The organism is Nocardioides hungaricus, assembly GCF_054782915.1.
The window spans coordinates 16,200-32,039 of the sequence record NZ_BAAGRO010000026.1; the positions used below are offsets into that span (position 1 = coordinate 16,200).

13 protein-coding genes are annotated in these 15,840 nt (G+C 69.4%); 11 read left to right on the forward strand and 2 right to left on the reverse strand.

What is annotated here, in order from left to right; translation table 11 throughout:
* The first annotated feature begins 4 nt into the window (after positions 1 to 4).
* The 10 genes from ACYVKX_RS11130 (at position 5) to ACYVKX_RS11175 (ending at position 10,191) form a co-directional block, all read left to right on the forward strand.
* On the forward strand, positions 5 to 790 hold the full coding sequence (locus ACYVKX_RS11130) for an MlaE family ABC transporter permease (RefSeq protein WP_460832034.1): 786 nt from the start codon (positions 5 to 7) through the stop codon (positions 788 to 790).
* 10 nt (positions 791 to 800) lie between these two features.
* Positions 801 to 1,628 carry an MlaE family ABC transporter permease gene (locus ACYVKX_RS11135; protein ID WP_460832036.1) on the forward strand — a complete coding sequence of 276 codons (828 nt, stop codon included), beginning with the start codon at positions 801 to 803 and terminating at the stop codon, positions 1,626 to 1,628.
* Between the two features lie 7 nt (positions 1,629 to 1,635).
* Positions 1,636 to 2,913: an MCE family protein gene (locus ACYVKX_RS11140; RefSeq protein WP_460832038.1), complete on the forward strand. Its 1,278-nt coding sequence runs from the start codon at positions 1,636 to 1,638 to the stop codon at positions 2,911 to 2,913.
* Positions 2,910 to 3,944, forward strand: a complete 1,035-nt coding sequence (locus ACYVKX_RS11145) for an MCE family protein (protein ID WP_460832040.1) — start codon at positions 2,910 to 2,912, stop codon at positions 3,942 to 3,944. The genes ACYVKX_RS11140 and ACYVKX_RS11145 overlap by 4 nt, the downstream gene beginning before the upstream one ends.
* A 126-nt stretch (positions 3,945 to 4,070) precedes the next feature.
* A complete protein-coding gene (locus ACYVKX_RS11150; RefSeq protein ID WP_460832042.1) occupies positions 4,071 to 5,054 on the forward strand; it encodes an MCE family protein in 984 nt (327 codons plus the stop codon).
* A gap of 8 nt (positions 5,055 to 5,062) precedes the next feature.
* On the forward strand, positions 5,063 to 6,190 hold the full coding sequence (locus ACYVKX_RS11155; protein WP_460832044.1) for an MCE family protein: 1,128 nt from the start codon (positions 5,063 to 5,065) through the stop codon (positions 6,188 to 6,190).
* Positions 6,187 to 7,599: an MCE family protein gene (locus tag ACYVKX_RS11160; protein ID WP_460832046.1), complete on the forward strand. Its 1,413-nt coding sequence runs from the start codon at positions 6,187 to 6,189 to the stop codon at positions 7,597 to 7,599. Before ACYVKX_RS11155 ends, ACYVKX_RS11160 begins: the two co-directional genes overlap by 4 nt.
* Positions 7,596 to 8,870, forward strand: a complete 1,275-nt coding sequence (locus tag ACYVKX_RS11165) for an MCE family protein (protein WP_460832050.1) — start codon at positions 7,596 to 7,598, stop codon at positions 8,868 to 8,870. Before ACYVKX_RS11160 ends, ACYVKX_RS11165 begins: the two co-directional genes overlap by 4 nt.
* Complete coding sequence (locus ACYVKX_RS11170) at positions 8,867 to 9,448, forward strand: hypothetical protein (RefSeq protein ID WP_460832052.1); 582 nt, start codon at positions 8,867 to 8,869, stop codon at positions 9,446 to 9,448. Before ACYVKX_RS11165 ends, ACYVKX_RS11170 begins: the two co-directional genes overlap by 4 nt.
* The gene (locus ACYVKX_RS11175; RefSeq protein ID WP_460832055.1) at positions 9,445 to 10,191 is read left to right on the forward strand and encodes a J domain-containing protein; all 747 of its coding nucleotides are present in this window, start codon (positions 9,445 to 9,447) and stop codon (positions 10,189 to 10,191) included. Before ACYVKX_RS11170 ends, ACYVKX_RS11175 begins: the two co-directional genes overlap by 4 nt.
* A gap of 144 nt (positions 10,192 to 10,335) precedes the next feature.
* Here ACYVKX_RS11175 and ACYVKX_RS11180 read toward each other — a convergent pair whose 3' ends face one another.
* Both ACYVKX_RS11180 and ACYVKX_RS11185 read right to left on the reverse strand, forming a co-directional pair.
* The gene (locus tag ACYVKX_RS11180) at positions 10,336 to 11,079 is read right to left on the reverse strand and encodes a nucleotidyl transferase AbiEii/AbiGii toxin family protein (RefSeq protein WP_460832358.1); all 744 of its coding nucleotides are present in this window, start codon (positions 11,077 to 11,079) and stop codon (positions 10,336 to 10,338) included.
* Between the two features lie 131 nt (positions 11,080 to 11,210).
* Positions 11,211 to 11,759 (reverse strand): type IV toxin-antitoxin system AbiEi family antitoxin domain-containing protein, encoded by a 549-nt coding sequence (locus tag ACYVKX_RS11185; RefSeq protein WP_460832058.1) that lies wholly within the window; start codon positions 11,757 to 11,759, stop codon positions 11,211 to 11,213.
* Positions 11,760 to 12,320: 561 nt separating this feature from the next.
* On the opposite strand from ACYVKX_RS11185, the gene rpoB reads away from it, so the two are divergent.
* Positions 12,321 to 15,815 carry a DNA-directed RNA polymerase subunit beta gene (gene rpoB / locus ACYVKX_RS11190; RefSeq protein ID WP_460832061.1) on the forward strand — a complete coding sequence of 1,165 codons (3,495 nt, stop codon included), beginning with the start codon at positions 12,321 to 12,323 and terminating at the stop codon, positions 15,813 to 15,815.
* The last annotated feature ends 25 nt before the right edge of the window (positions 15,816 to 15,840 follow it).

Consider the following 15,840-nt stretch of genomic DNA (forward strand, 5'->3'; position numbering starts at 1 on the left):
CCCGATGGCCACCGTGACCGCGAGCCGGGCGCTCGCGCCCGTCGGGACCGCGGGCAAGCTCTTCGCGTTCGGCCTCGACGTCGGGCGCGGCGTGTTCCGGCGGCCCTTCCAGATGCGGGAGTTCCTGCAGCAGGCGTGGTTCATCGCCTCGGTGACGATCATCCCCACCGCGCTGGTCGCGATCCCGTTCGGCGCGGTGATCGCCCTCCAGGTCGGCGGCCTGATCAAGCAGTTCGGCGCCCAGTCGTTCACCGGCTCCGCCGCCGTCCTCGCAGTGGTCCGGGAGGCCGGGCCGATCGCCACCTCGCTACTGATCGCGGGCGCGGCCGGGTCGGCGATCGCCGCCGACCTCGGTGCCCGCAAGATCCGCGAGGAGCTCGACGCCATGATGGTGCTGGGCATCGACCCGATCCAGCGCCTCGTCGTACCCCGCGTCCTCGCCTGCATGCTCGTCGCGCTGTTCCTCAACGGCCTGGTGAGCGTCGTCGGCGTCGCCGGCGGCTACGTCTTCAACGTCGTCCTCCAAGACGGCACACCGGGCGCCTACATCGCCAGCTTCACCGCTCTCGCGCAGCTGCCGGACATCTGGCAGGGCATGGTCAAGGCGCTGGTGTTCGGCCTGATCGCCGCGGTCGTCGCCTGCTACAAGGGGATGAACGCCGCGGGCGGCCCGAAGGGCGTCGGCGACGCCGTCAACGAGTCCGTCGTCATCACCTTCATGCTCCTGTTCGTCGCCAACTTCGTGATGAGCGCGATCTACTTCCAGCTCGTCCCGCCGAAGACGGGGTAGGGGCCTCGCCGTGGCGAACATCCGCGCCGTCTACGACCGGCCGCTGAGGACCCTCGACAGCCTGGGCGAGGAGCTCGCGTTCTTCATCAAGGCGCTCGCCTGGACGCCGCGCACCCTGCGGCGCTACAAGAAGGAGGTCCTGCGCATCCTGGCCGAGGTGACCCTCGGCTCCGGCGCGCTGGCCGTCATCGGCGGGACCGTCGGCGTCATCACCGCGATGTGCTTCTTCACCGGCACCGAGGTCGGGCTCCAGGGGTACGCCGCGCTGAACCAGCTCGGCACCGCGGCGTTCTCCGGCTTCGTCTCGGCGTACTTCAACACCCGCGAGATCGCCCCGCTGGTGGCTGGCATCGCGCTGGCCGCGACCGTCGGCTGCGGCTTCACCGCGCAGCTCGGCGCGATGCGGATCTCGGAGGAGATCGACGCGCTCGAGGTGATGGCGATCCCGTCGCTGCCGTTCCTGGTGACCACGCGCATCATCGGCGGCCTGATCGCGATCGTCCCGCTCTACGTCGTCGGCCTGCTGGCGTCGTACTTCGCCACGAGGCTCACCGTCACCCAGTTCTTCGGGCAGAGCACCGGCACCTACGACTACTACTTCAACGCCTTCCTGCCGCCCGGCGACGTGCTGTGGTCGTTCGGCAAGGTGCTGGTCTTCGCCGTCACGGTGATCCTCATCCACTGCTACTACGGCTACACCGCGTCCGGCGGCCCGGCCGGCGTCGGCGTGGCCGTGGGCAGGGCGGTGCGCACCAGCATCGTCGCGCTCAACGTGATCGACCTGCTCCTCTCGATGGCGATCTGGGGTGCCACCACCACCGTCCGGCTGGCGGGGTGATCGACGCGTGCGCCTGAACTCCGCCCACAAGCTCCTCGGCGTGGCCTTCATCCTGCTGCTGCTCGCCGGGGTGTGGTTCACCTACGCGGTCTTCACCAAGAAGTTCGCGGAGTACGACGAGGTGACGCTGCAGACCTCGACGATCGGCCTGCAGCTGCCCGCGCGCGCCGACGTGAAGATCCGCGGCGTGATCGTCGGCGAGGTGCTCGGGTTCGACGCGAACGCCGAGGGCGCGAAGCTCACGCTCGGCCTCTACCCGGACCAGACGAGCACGATCCCGGCCAACGTCACCGGCTCGATCGTGCCGAAGACGCTGTTCGGAGAGAAGTACGTCGCCCTCCAGATCCCCGAGGATCCGGCGCCCGACGCGATCCGGGCCGGCGACACCATCGAGCGCACCGACGTCGCGATCGAGGTGGAGAAGGTCCTCTCCGACCTCTACCCCCTGCTGCGCACCGTGCAGCCCGCCGACCTCAACCTGACGCTCAACGCGATCGCGACCGCGCTCGAGGGCCGCGGCGACCAGCTCGGCGAGAACCTCGAGACCATCGACAGCTACCTCAAGCGCTTCAACCCGCAGCTGCCGCGGCTGATCGAGGACCTCCGGCTGACCGCCCGGGCGTCCGACACCTACGCCCAGGTCATGCCGCAGATCGCCCAGATCCTCGACGACACCGTCACGACCACCGGGACGCTCGAGGATCGCGAGGCCAAGCTCAACGCGCTCTTCACCGACGTGTCCTCCTTCTCCGACACCGCCCGCGGCTTCCTCGAGGACAACGGCGACAACCTGATCCGGCTCAGCGAGATCGGCGACGAGCAGTTCGGCGTGTTCGCCAAGTACGCACCCGAGTACGCCTGCCTGACCAGGGGCATCGTCCGAGCCGGCAAGCTCCAGGCCGAGGCGTTCCGCGGCTTCAAGCTGCACATCGTGCTCGAGACGCTGCCGAACCAGCCGCGCCCCTACGGCCCCCAGGACAAGCCGCGGTTCGGCGAGGACCGCGGCCCGAACTGCCTGAACCTGCCGAACCCGCCGTGGTCGCAGCAGAACCCGGTCCGCCACCAGCCCGACTTCGACGACGGCGTCGACGAGCCCACCGGCAAGGGCACCTCGCGCGTCGTCCCGAACCGGTACTTCCGCAGCGCCCCCGGCAGCTCCGCCGAGAGCGACCTGCTGCGGTCGCTGCTCGGCCCCGCCCTCGGCGTCAGCGCCGGCGACGTACCCGACCTGGGCCTGCTGCTCGTCGGCCCGATGGCCCGCGGGGCGGAGGTGTCGCTGCGATGAAGGTCCTCGACCGGCGTACCGCCGGCGACCTCGCCAAGCTGGTGGTCTTCATGGTCGTCACCACCCTCGCCACCGCCCTCCTCGTCATCACCATCGGCAACATCTCGTTCTCGCCCAAGAACGAGTTCAAGGCCGTGTTCGTCGACGCCACCGGCGTCGTGAAGGGCGACGACATCCGGGTCGCCGGCGTCAAGGTCGGCACCGTGAAGGGCGTCGACATCGTCGACCGCAACCGGGCGCTGGTCACCTTCACCGTGGACGAGTCGACCCGGCTGAGCGAGGCGACCCGCGCCGCGATCCGCTACCGCAACCTGGTCGGCCAGCGCTACATCGCGCTCTCCGACGGCATCGGCGGCTCCGACGCGCTCCCGGCCGGCTCGACCATCCCGGTGTCGCGGACGACCCCGGCGCTCGACCTGACCGTGCTCTTCAACGGCTTCAAGCCGCTCTTCCAGGCGCTGTCGCCGGCCGACGTCAACCAGCTCTCCTACGAGATCGTCCAGGTCTTCCAGGGCGAGGGCGGCACGCTCGAGGGCCTGCTGCGGAGCACCGCCTCGGTGACCACGACGCTCGCGGCGCGCGACCAGGTGATCGGCGACCTGGTCGACAACCTCAACCAGGTGCTCGACGACCTCGGCGACCGCGACGTCCAGCTGAGCCGGCTGATCACGACCTTCCGCACCTTCGTCGGCGGGCTCGCGAACGACCGTCAGGCGATCCTCGGCTCGCTCGACCAGATCTCCGCGCTCTCGGCGCAGACCGCCGACCTGGTCTCCGGCATCCGCGTGCCGTTCGTCTCCGACATCAAGCAGCTGCGTCGGGTCGCCGGCAACCTCGACGAGGGCAAGGCCGAGCTCGACCGCGCGCTGCAGGTGCTGCCGATCAAGCTGAACAAGGTCGGCCGGACGGCGGCGTACGGCTCCTGGTTCAACTTCTACCTCTGCGACTTCCAGGGCCGGATCCGGCTGCCCGGCGGCCAGTCCGTGCCCGTCAAGTACCAGACCGGCAGCCCCAGGTGTGATCTGGGATGAACCACCCCACGAAGTTCTTCTCCTCCGCTCCGCTCCCCCGAACAACTTCGAGGGGACCCCGATGAACCACCCCACGAAGTTCTTCTCCTCCGCTCCGCTCCCCCGAACAACTTCGAGGGGACCCCGATGAGCACCCCCTTCCGCGAGCGCAACCCCGTCGTGGTCGGGGCGGCCAGCCTCGCCGTGATCGCGCTGCTGATCCTGGCCGCCTTCCGCGCCCAGGACCTGCCGCTGATCGGTGGCGGCGACACCTACTACGCCGCGTTCTCCGACTCCGGCGGTCTCAAGGCCAACGACGAGGTGCGGATCGCCGGCGTCCGGGTCGGCAAGGTCGACGCGGTCGAGCTCGACGGCGACCACGTGAGGGTGGCCTTCCGGATCGACACGGACTCCGGCTTCGGCGCCGACACCCGCGCGGCGATCAAGGTCAAGACCCTGCTGGGCGCGATGTACCTCGCGCTCGAGCCGGCCGGCGACGGGCAGCTCGACGAGGGCTCCGAGATCCCGGTCGAGCGCACCAGCTCGCCGTACGACGTGGTCGAGGCGTTCTCCGGCCTCGCGGAGACCTCCGAGCGGATCGACACCGACCGGCTCGCCGAGTCGCTCACCACGCTCGCCGACCTGACCCGGAACACCCCGGAGGAGTTCCGCTCGGCGCTGCGGGGCGTCTCCGACCTGTCGTCGAACCTCGCCGCCCGCGACGAGCAGATCAACACCCTGCTGAAGAACCTGAGGCGGGTCTCCGGCGTCCTCGGCGAGCGCGACGACGACATCGTCGCGCTGATGAAGGACTCCGACGTGCTGTTCCGCGCGCTCGTCGCCCGGCGCGACGCGGTGCACAAGCTGCTGACGTCGACCACGAGCCTGTCGAAGGAGCTGACCCTGCTGGTGCGGCAGAGCCGCGCCGACCTCCAGCCGGCGCTGGAGAGCCTCGCGAACGTGGTGGCCGTCCTCAACAAGAACGAGGACAACCTCGACAACAGCCTGCGGTTGATGGCGCCGTTCTACCGGGTCTTCGCGAGCACGCTCGGCAACGGCCCGTGGTTCGACACCTACATCCAGAACATGCCGCCGGTGCCCGACGTGCGGAGCGGAGGTGGCGTGGGATGAACCGCCCGATGAGCATCCTCAAGCGCGCCATCGTGCCCGCCGTCATCGTGCTGCTGCTGGTCGCGGCCGCCGTCGTGATGTTCGGCGGCGACGAGCGCAAGACGCTGACCGCGAGCTTCCCGCGGACGATCTCGATCTACGAGGGCAGCGACGTGCGGGTCCTCGGGGTCGCCGTCGGCCAGGTCGAGACGGTCACGCCGTCGGGCACCGACGTGGTCGTCACGATGTCCTACGACGCCGGCGTGAAGATCCCGGCCGACGCGAAGGCCGCGATCATCGCCCCGTCGATCGTCGGCGACCGGTTCATCCAGCTGACCCCCGTCTACACCGGCGGCGACGTGCTGGCCGACGGCGCGACCCTCGGCACCGACCGCACCGCCGTACCCCTGGAGCTGGACCAGATCTATGCCAGCCTCGACGACCTCACCGTCGCGCTCGGCCCGACCGGCGCGAACAGGAACGGCGCGCTCAGCGACCTGCTCGAGACCACGGCCGAGAACTTCGGCGGTCAGGGCGCCCGCTTCAACCAGACGATCAAGGACTTCAGCCGGCTCAGCGCCACGCTCGACGACAACAAGGAGGAGCTGTTCGGCTCCGCCAAGGAGCTCGAGGGCTTCATCGGGGCGCTGGCGAGGAACGACAAGACCGTACGCCGCTTCAACGACTCGCTCGCCCAGGTCTCCTCGATGCTCGCCGGCGAGCGCCGGGAGCTCTCCGCGTCGCTGGAGAACCTCGCCACGGCACTGGGTCAGGTGTCGACGTTCGTGCGGGACAACCGCGAGGCGCTCGGCCGCAACATCTCGGGCCTCAGACGGGTCTCCGAGGTGCTGGTCAAGCGTCGCGACGAGCTCAACGAGATCCTCCGGGCCGCGCCGCTGGCGCTGAACAACCTGGCGCTGACCTACAACCCGCAGGCCGGCACGCTCGACACGAACGCCAACCTCGGCGAGGTAGTGAACCAGATCCAGTCCGACCCGTCCTCGCTGCTGTGCGGCTTCCTCAGCCAGGCCGACGACTCGGGTGCGCTGTGCGGCCTGGTGCAGCAGGCCCTCGGCCGGCCCGGGACGAACGGCGCCGGCGCCCGCGGCGACGTCTACGACCGCACGCTCGGCGGCCTGGTGGGGGTGGACCGATGAGGCTCCTGCACGCCTTCGTGGCCCTGCTCGCCGGCGCCGTCCTCCTCACCGGCTGCAGCCTCGACGTCTACCAGCTGCCGCTGCCAGGCGGCACCGACGTGGACGACCCGATCACGGTCACGGCCGAGTTCGCCGACGTCCTCGACCTGGTGCCGCAGTCGACGGTCAAGATCAACGACGTGAGCGTCGGCAAGATCACCGACGTCGACCTCGACGGCGAGACGGCCGTGGTCACGATGGAGATCCCCGAGGACAGCGGGCTGCCCGCGAACGCGATCGCGCAGATCCGGCAGACCAGCCTCCTCGGCGAGAAGTTCGTGTCGCTCCAGGCGCCCGAGACCGGGTCGTCGCCCGAGCCGCTCGCCGACGGCGCCGTGATCTCCCTCGAGCGCACCGGCCGCAACCCGGAGGTCGAGGAGGTCCTGGGCGCGATGAGCCTGCTGCTCAACGGCGGTGGCGTGGCGCAGCTCAAGACCATCTCCTCGGAGCTCAACAAGGCGCTCGAGGGCCGCGAGGGCACCGCCCGCTCGGTGCTGGTGCAGGTCCGTGACTTCATGGGCCAGCTCGACCGGAACAAGCAGGACATCGTCGACGCGATCGAGTCGGTGAACCAGCTGGCGGTCTCGGTCCGCAGACAGCAGGGTTCCATCGACGCCGCCCTCGACGAGCTGCCCAGCGCCCTGGAGTCCCTGGACCAGCAGCGCGGCGACCTCGTGCGGATGCTCCGGAAACTCAGCGAGCTCGGCGACGTCGGGGTCCGGGTGATCCAGGCGTCCAAGCAGGGCACCATCGACACGCTCGAGCAGCTGAACCCGGTGCTCACCGAGCTCGGCAACGCCGGCGACGCGTTCGTGAAGTCGTTCAACGTCTTCCTCACCTACCCGTTCGTCGACGAGGTCGTCGGCCGCGACCCGCAGGTCGCCCGCAACCTGCACATGGGCGACTACACCAACCTGTCGATCCAGCTCGACATCGACGCCTCGGGCGGCATCACCGGCGCGCCCACGTCGCTGCCGCCGATCCTGCCCAGCAACATCGACCCGACCGTCGTCCTGGACCGCCTCACCCGGTGCCTGCGCAGCGGCGACCTCACCAGCAAGCCCTGCAGGAAGCTGCTCGCGTCGGTCGAGGGCATCCTGAAGCTGCGCGAGGCCTGCCTGCGGAAGAGGTACGAGGACTCGGTCGTCTGCCGAGCGCTCAGCCAGGTGCCCGGTCTCCCGAACCCCGGTCTCCCGCTGCCCACCGGCGGCGTCCTCGGCGGCCTCACCGACCTGATCGGCCTGAACCGCGCCGGTGTCGGTCCCGCGGACCTCTCGGCCTCGCCACGCGGTCCGACCATGGGCCAGCTCACCCGTGCCTTCGACCCGGCCCTCGTCCGGCTCCTCGTCCCGGGGATGGTGACGCAGTGATCACCCGCCGCACCCGCATCCAGCTGCTCGTCTTCGTCGCGATCACGCTGCTCGGCGTCAGCTACGTCGGCGCCCGCTACGCCCGGCTCGATCGCATCTTCGTCGACTCCGGCTACACCGTCGTCGCCCACTTCGCCGACTCCGGCGGCATCTTCGCCGGGGGCGAGGTGAACTACCGGGGCGTCCGGGTCGGCCAGGTCGAGAAGCTCGTCCTGACCGACGGGGGCGTCGACGTCTACCTCGACGTCGAGAAGGGCTACGACGACATCCCGGCCGACACGCTGGCCGTGGTCGGCAACCGGTCCGCGGTCGGCGAGCAGTACGTCGAGCTCCAGCCGAAGACCGACACGGCGCCGTACCTCTCCGACGGCTCGGAGATCGCGATGGACGACACTCGCACGCCCATCCCCACCCAGAAGCTGCTCACCGACATCTCGAACACGGTCTCCTCGGTCGACCAGCAGGCGTTGAGCACCACCGTCGACGAGCTCGGGCAGGCGTTCGGCGGCACCGGCAAGGACCTCCAGCGGATCATCGACACCGGCAACTCCTTCCTCGAGACGGCCGACCAGAACTTCGAGCTGACGACCGCCCTGATCCGCGACAGCAACACCGTCCTCCGGAGCCAGGTCGACAAGGCCAGCGCGATCCGGACCTTCGCCCGCGACCTGAGCCTGTTCAGCGGCACGCTCGCCGGCTCCGACAAGGCGCTGCGCGAGGTGATCGACCAGGGCTCGGCGACCGCGACGCAGCTGCGGACCTTCCTCGAGCAGAACGAGGTCGACCTCGGCGCGCTGCTCAACAACGCGGTGACCACCGGCGAGATCGTGGTCAAGAACCTGCCCGGCATCGAGCAGATCCTGGTGATCTACCCGTACGTCGTGGAGGGCGGCTTCACGGTCGTCTCGAAGTCTCCCGACACCGGCCTCTACGACGCCCACTTCGGCATGGTCATCACCGACAACCCGGTCTGCCACCGCGGCTACGAGGGCACCGAGACCCGGCCGCCGCAGGACGGGTCGAACCGGCCGATGAACGTCAAGGCCGGCTGCACCGAGCCGATCACGCAGAGCAACGCCCGTGGCCCGCAGAACCTGTCCCGGCCCGGCGCGGCCTACCGGGCACCGGTGGCGTCGTACGACCCGGGGACCGGCAGGCTGCGCTGGGGCGCGCGGGTGGACCCGTCGCTGGCGCAGCCCGGTACCTTGGCTCCCCAGTCCTTCGGAGAGGAGTCGTGGAAGTGGCTGTTCCTCCAGCCCCTGGCGCGGTGACGACCGCCGGGACTGACGGTACGCCGCGCTCCACCACGTTCCGCCTGGTGCTGCTGGTCGTCCTCGTCGCGCTGCTGCTCGCCTCCGCCGGCGTCCTGGTCTGGCTGCTCGCCGACCGCCGCGGCGAGGCCGACGACCTGCAGTCCGAGCGCGAGACCGTGATGTCGCAGACCCGGCAGTTCGTGCTGCGGCTCAACACCTACGGCCCCGACGACCTCGACGACCAGTCGCGCCTCACCGCCTATCAGAAGCGGGTCGACGCCGTGATCACCCCGAAGTTCGCCGCCGACTTCGAGTCCTCGGGCCTGCCGATCGCCGAGCAGACCGTGGCCCAGGCCGGCTACTCCCGCGAGGCCGAGGTGTTCGGCGTCGGGGTGGAGCAGATCGACGACGACTCCGCCGTCGCGCTGGTGGCGGCCGGCCTGACCGGCAGCTATCCGGACCCGAAGAGCCCCGACGACCCCGCGAAGCGGATCGCCGCCGGCGAGGACGTGCTGCGCTGGCAGGTCGACCTGGTCAAGACCGGCGGGGAGTGGCTGGTCGACGACTACGCGCCGGTGACGGGGGCGGGCTCGTGACCACCCCGCAGCACAGTCCGAGCTGGTACGACCTGCTCGGCGTGGCTCCGGACGCCTCCGCGGACGAGGTCCGCACCGCCTGGCGCACTGCGATCGCCGACCTCGACCCGACCGACCGCCGGTTCGCCACCCTCAACCAGGCAGCCGAGGTGCTGCTCGACGCCGATCGCCGGGCGGCGTACGACGCGGAGCTGGCTCCCGTGGAGCCCGCACCCGAGGCCGGGGCGCCGGCGTCGGTGGTGGCCGAGCCGACCCGCGAGCGCCGCGGCGTGCCCTCCTGGCTGCTGATCGGGCTGGCCGTCGCCGTCCTGGTCGTGGCCGGCGTCGCGACCTGGGTCTACCTCGCCAAGCCGTCCGACAGCGCAGTCGAGGACGCGACCGCGGCCGCCCAGTCGGCGGCCGAGCGCGCGGTCGTGCCGATCCTGTCCTACGACGCCAAGAGCCTCGACGAGTCCCGGGCCGCCGCCCAGCAGTACCTCACCGGCGACTACCGCAAGGAGTACGACAAGCTCTTCGCCGGCATCATCGCGCAGAACGCGCCGTCCACCGAGACGGTGCTGACCGCCGAGCTGATCCGGTCCGGCATCGTCCGCGCCGGGGACGACCGGGTCGAGGTGTTCGTGCTGGTCAACCAGTCGCGCACCAACAAGCAGGTCAAGCAGCCGCAGGTCTACAAGAACTGGGTCACGATCACGATGCAGCAGGTCGACGGCGACTGGCTCGTCGCGGGCATGGACACCTGACCGGCAGGGCTCCGATCGCCGAACCGGCCGTCTCGCCGGGTGTCTTGACCACGAGGGATGTACGGATTCGACCTGGTCCGTGCATCGGACCGCGGCGACGATGACGCTCCCGGCCGCCCGCGGCCACGGTCGGAGGGCAGCCGGTCAGCCGGCGGCGTCGATCGCCGCGACCAGGTCGTTCACCCAGATGACGGCGGCGTCGACATCGGACAGGACATCCAGGCCGTCGGCTGCCTCCGCGTAGATCGAGGCCCACTCCTCGCCCTCGGCGACCGTCGGTGGCCACGGATGACCCTGCCGGTAAGTGAAGAGCCGAACCGACGTCTCGCGGACCTGCACCAGGTCGGGCGCAGCCGCCGACATGATGAGCTGCAGGTCCACGAGGTCGTGTGCCCGCTCAGAACCGGGGCCTGAGCACGCGTGAAGCTTCTGTGCGATCTGGTGGTCGGCGCGCATCACCGCGATCGGCTTCGGCGCCGGCAGACCCAGTGCGACGAACCACGCGATGATGTCTTCCGCGAGAGCGTACTCAGGGTCGTCGGCGTCGCCGATCTCGTCGTGCCCGAGCTCAAGAGTGACGGTGTGCCAGCCCTTGCCGTGATAGGTGAGCTTCACCTCGTACGGCGTCATGACATAGTCCGTTGGCACGCCCGCCGGCTTCGGCGCCGGTCGCGGGACAACCTTGCCCTGAAAGCCGTTCCAGCCCTTCTCGAGGTTCGCCTCCAACTCGGCCAGGAAGTCCTTGACGGTCGACTTGCGCGCCGTGTCGAGGTCCGGGGTGAACCGGCTCCCATCGTGACCGAGGCGGACCTTCATCGCCGTACCGCCCTTGACTGCGCTCTCCGGCAGCATCTGCCCGACGATGACGTTCGCGAGCGTGACCCGCATCCGACGCTCGACCGCGGGATTCTTGGTGTCGAGGCAGTTGCGCAGCCGCACGTTCAGGTCCCGCTCGCTCCGCGGAAGGCCCTTGTCCGCGTAGCTCCGAAGCGGAAGCGTCTGGGACGAGCCGGTCTCGCTCAAGCTGCCTTCTCCTTCATCGTGAGCCCTCGACGGACACGGGTGCGCTCAGCTGGAGTGAGCAGCCCCTTGCGCCATGCGGCGCGAGCGCCGTCGCGGAGCCGCTCGCGCATGACCAGACCACGGCAGTCAAGCAGGGCCTGCGCCACGGTCGTGCTCCGCAGCCCTTCGTAGATCGTCAGTTCGTCCTCCGGGACATCCCGCTCGACGACCTCGACGAACCGAGGCAGATCGGCCCGGGTCCGGTGCGCAGTACCCACCCGGATACGGCGAGGGTTCACCTGGGCTAGGTCGTGAAGCGCAAGGACTGCGTCTGCCATCAAGTACGCACCCTCGCCGACTCGAAGAAGCGCCTCGGCGAACTGGTCGTGCGCCCCAGCAGGCACCTCGTTGAAGCGATACAGGCCGTAGGCGAGGTTCGTCAGCGCTCCGCGGGCCGCCAGCTTCCGCAACTCGACAGCAGGGACACCCAGGTCGCCTGCGTCCTTGGTGGTCACGTAGCCGTACTGGTCGAACGCGATGTCGCGGACCAGGTCGCGGTAAGTCATGACGAGCCTCCTTTCAGATACACAACAGTACCGAAAACGGTACGGTTCTGCCACCATTTGAGCGTCGACATGTTCCGCGATCGTGACATCGAGTCACGCACGACCAGGTCGCGTGGACCCGGCCGCGCCCACGCCGAGACGCCGGCTGGGGTCGAACGACGCGACACCGGTGGAGCTTCGGCTCGCCGGCACATCAGCTCCACCGCTGCGGCCGTCGAAAGCCTGGATCAGTGCCAGCAACACCGGCACTGCGGCGACTGCCACGCCCACGCCTATCAGCCGCGCGGCCCGACAGTGCGGCCAGCACGCCCAGGACCGCCGCCACGGCCACCACGGCCGTCACCATGACCCCGGCAACCCACCGGCGTCCCCGGCCGCTTGACCGGAGCCCGATCGGCGTTCATGATCGTCGGCAAGCCCTCGTGGTGCTGTTTGTGATGGGCTCGTGCCTGCGGTAGGCTGCCAACTTGCGTCTGCCCTCAAATGCTCGTCGGCCTGCCCGGTGGCCGACTTTGTGGTGGGTCCGACGCCCTCGAAGAGCGAATCGTCGAAGGACACCTCTTGGCCGCGCGCAGCACCTCCGGTAACACCTCCCGCCGCATCTCTTTCGCAAAGATCACCGAGCCCCTCGAGCTCCCGCAGCTCCTCTCCCTCCAGACCGACAGCTTCGACTGGCTGATCGGCAACGACCAGTGGCAGAGCGCCGTCGAGCGCCGCCGCGGCGAGGGCGAGGACGTCTCCTCCAAGTCCGGTCTCCAGGAGATCTTCGAGGAGATCTCCCCGATCGAGGACTTCTCCGAGACGATGTCGCTGTCGTTCGAGAACCCGGTCTTCTACGACCCGAAGTACACCGTCGACGAGTGCAAGGAGAAGGACTTCACCTACTCCGCCCCGCTCTACGTCTCCGCGGAGTTCACCAACAACGACACCGGCGAGATCAAGGGCCAGACCGTGTTCATGGGCGACTTCCCGCTCATGACCGACAAGGGCACCTTCATCATCAACGGCACCGAGCGGGTCGTCGTGTCGCAGCTGGTCCGGTCGCCGGGCGTCTACTTCGAGCGCACCGCCGACAAGACCTCCGACAAGGACATCTACACCGCGAAGCTGATCCCCAGCCGCGGCGCCTGGCTCGAGTTCGAGATCGACAAGCGCGACCTGGTCGGCGTCCGCCTCGACCGCAAGCGCAAGCAGAACGTCACCGTGCTGCTCAAGGCCCTGCAGGCCGTCGCCGCCGAGACCGGCGAGGAGTACGACTACGACGCCGTCATGAGCGAGCTCCGCTCGTTCGAGTCGATCCAGCTGACCGAGGAGAAGGACCACACCCAGGGTCCCGACGACGCGCTGCTCGACATCTACCGCAAGCTGCGCCCGGGCGAGCCGCCGACGCGCGAGGCCGCGCTGACGCTGCTGAAGAACTACTACTTCAACCCGAAGCGCTACGACCTGGCCAAGGTCGGCCGCTACAAGATCAACAAGAAGCTCGGCCTCGTCGAGGCGTTCGACCAGCAGACGCTGACGATCGCCGACGTCGTCGCCGCGATCAAGTACATCGTCGCGCTGCACGACGGCCGCGAGCAGGTCGAGGCGCCCCAGGGCGCCCTCGACATCTCCGCCGACGACATCGACCACTTCGGCAACCGCCGGATGCGCACCGTCGGTGAGCTGATCCAGAACCAGCTCCGCACCGGCCTGGCCCGCATGGAGCGCGTGGTCCGCGAGCGGATGACGACCCAGGACGTCGAGGCGATCACGCCGCAGTCCCTGATCAACATCCGCCCGGTGGTCGCCGCGCTGAAGGAGTTCTTCGGCACCTCGCAGCTCTCGCAGTTCATGGACCAGACCAACCCGATCGCCGGCCTGACGCACAAGCGCCGCCTGTCGGCCCTCGGCCCCGGCGGCCTGTCCCGCGACCGCGCCGGCATGGAGGTCCGCGACGTCCACCCGTCGCACTACGGCCGGATGTGCCCGATCGAGACCCCGGAGGGCCCGAACATCGGCCTGATCGGCTCGCTCGCGTCGTTCGGACGGATCAACCCGTTCGGCTTCGTGGAGACGCCGTACCGCCGCGTCGAGAAGGGCCGGGTCACCGAGAAGGTCGACTACCTGACCGCGGACGACGAGGACCGCTTCGTCATCGCGCAGGCCAACGCGCCGCTCGACGACAAGTTCCGCTTCGTCGAGGAGCGGGTGCTGGTCCGCCAGCGCGACGGCGAGGTCTCCGAGGTCCTGGCCGAGGAGGTGGACTACATGGACGTCTCGCCGCGCCAGATGGTGTCGGTCGCGACGGCCCTGATCCCCTTCCTCGAGCACGACGACGCCAACCGGGCGCTGATGGGCGCCAACATGCAGCGCCAGGCCGTGCCGCTCATCAGGAGCGACGCACCGCTGGTCGGCACCGGCATCGAGTACCGCGCCGCGGTCGACGCCGGCGACGTCGTGGTCGCCACCGCTGCCGGTGTCGTCAAGGAGGTCTCCGCGGAGGTCGTCGAGACGATGAACGACGACGGCACCTACTCGACGTACAAGCTGGCCAAGTTCCGCCGCTCGAACCAGGGCACCTGCATCAACCAGCGCCCGCTGGTCGCCGAGGGCGACCGGGTCGAGGTCGGCTCGCCGATCGCCGACGGTCCGTGCACCGACGACGCCGAGATGGCGCTGGGCACCAACCTGCTCGTGGCGTTCATGCCCTGGCAGGGCCACAACTACGAGGACGCGATCATCCTCAGCCAGCGCCTGGTGCAGGAGGACATCCTCACCTCGATCCACATCGAGGAGCACGAGGTCGACGCCCGCGACACCAAGCTCGGCCCCGAGGAGATCACCCGGGACATCCCGAACGTCTCCGAGGAGATGCTGGCCGACCTCGACGAGCGCGGCATCATCCGCATCGGCGCCGAGGTCACCACCGGCGACGTCCTGGTCGGCAAGGTCACGCCCAAGGGCGAGACCGAGCTGACCCCGGAGGAGCGGCTGCTCCGCGCGATCTTCGGCGAGAAGGCGCGCGAGGTCCGCGACACCTCGATGAAGGTGCCGCACGGCGAGTCCGGCACGGTCATCGGCGTCCGCGTGTTCGACCGCGAGGACGGCGACGAGCTGCCCCCGGGCGTGAACCAGCTGGTCCGCGTCTACGTGGCGCAGAAGCGCAAGATCTCCGTCGGCGACAAGCTCGCCGGCCGCCACGGCAACAAGGGCGTCATCGCGAAGATCCTGCCGATCGAGGACATGCCGTTCATGGAGGACGGCACCCCGGTCGACGTGATCCTCAACCCGCTGGGCGTGCCGCGCCGGATGAACATCGGCCAGATCCTCGAGCTGCACCTGGGCTGGCTGGCCAAGCAGGGCTGGGACCTGAACCTGTCCGAGGACGCCAAGAGCGCGGACTGGAAGCAGCGCCTGATCAAGATCCACGCGGACAAGGCCGAGCCGAACACCAAGGTCGCGACGCCGGTGTTCGACGGCGCCCGCGAGGACGAGATCACCGGCCTGCTCGGCTCGACGTTCCCGACCCGCGACGGCGTCCGGATGATCGGCGAGAACGGCAAGGCCAGCCTGTTCGACGGCCGCTCCGGCGAGCCGTTCCCGGACCCGGTCTCGGTCGGCTACATGTACATCCTCAAGCTGCACCACCTCGTGGACGACAAGATCCACGCGCGCAGCACCGGCCCCTACTCGATGATCACGCAGCAGCCGCTGGGCGGTAAGGCCCAGTTCGGCGGCCAGCGGTTCGGCGAGATGGAGGTCTGGGCGATGGAGGCGTACGGCGCCGCCTACGCCCTCCAGGAGCTGCTCACGATCAAGTCCGACGACGTCCCCGGACGCGTCAAGGTCTACGAGGCCATCGTGAAGGGCGAGAACATCCCCGACTCCGGCATCCCCGAGTCGTTCAAGGTGCTCGTCAAGGAGATGCAGTCGCTCTGCCTCAACGTGGAGGTGCTGTCGCAGGACGGCTCCACCATCGAGATGCGCGACGCGGAGGAGGACGTCTTCCGCGCCGCCGAGGAGCTGGGCATCGACCTGTCCCGTCGCGAGCCCAGCTCGGTCGAAGAGGTGTGAGCTGGTGCCCCGACGGGGTTTCGAG

Excerpts from the sequence above, each read along its gene's own strand:
- ACYVKX_RS11130 (WP_460832034.1), top strand. The coding sequence starts at position 5 with ATGGCCACCGTGACCGCGAGCCGGGCGCTCGCGCCCGTCGGGACCGCG.
- ACYVKX_RS11160 (WP_460832046.1), top strand. The coding sequence starts at position 6,187 with ATGAGGCTCCTGCACGCCTTCGTGGCCCTGCTCGCCGGCGCCGTCCTC.
- ACYVKX_RS11185 (WP_460832058.1), bottom strand. The coding sequence starts at position 11,759 with ATGACTTACCGCGACCTGGTCCGCGACATCGCGTTCGACCAGTACGGC.
- ACYVKX_RS11145 (WP_460832040.1), top strand. The coding sequence starts at position 2,910 with ATGAAGGTCCTCGACCGGCGTACCGCCGGCGACCTCGCCAAGCTGGTG.
- ACYVKX_RS11155 (WP_460832044.1), top strand. The coding sequence starts at position 5,063 with ATGAGCATCCTCAAGCGCGCCATCGTGCCCGCCGTCATCGTGCTGCTG.
- ACYVKX_RS11180 (WP_460832358.1), bottom strand. The coding sequence starts at position 11,079 with ATGCGGGTCACGCTCGCGAACGTCATCGTCGGGCAGATGCTGCCGGAG.
- ACYVKX_RS11150 (WP_460832042.1), top strand. The coding sequence starts at position 4,071 with ATGAGCACCCCCTTCCGCGAGCGCAACCCCGTCGTGGTCGGGGCGGCC.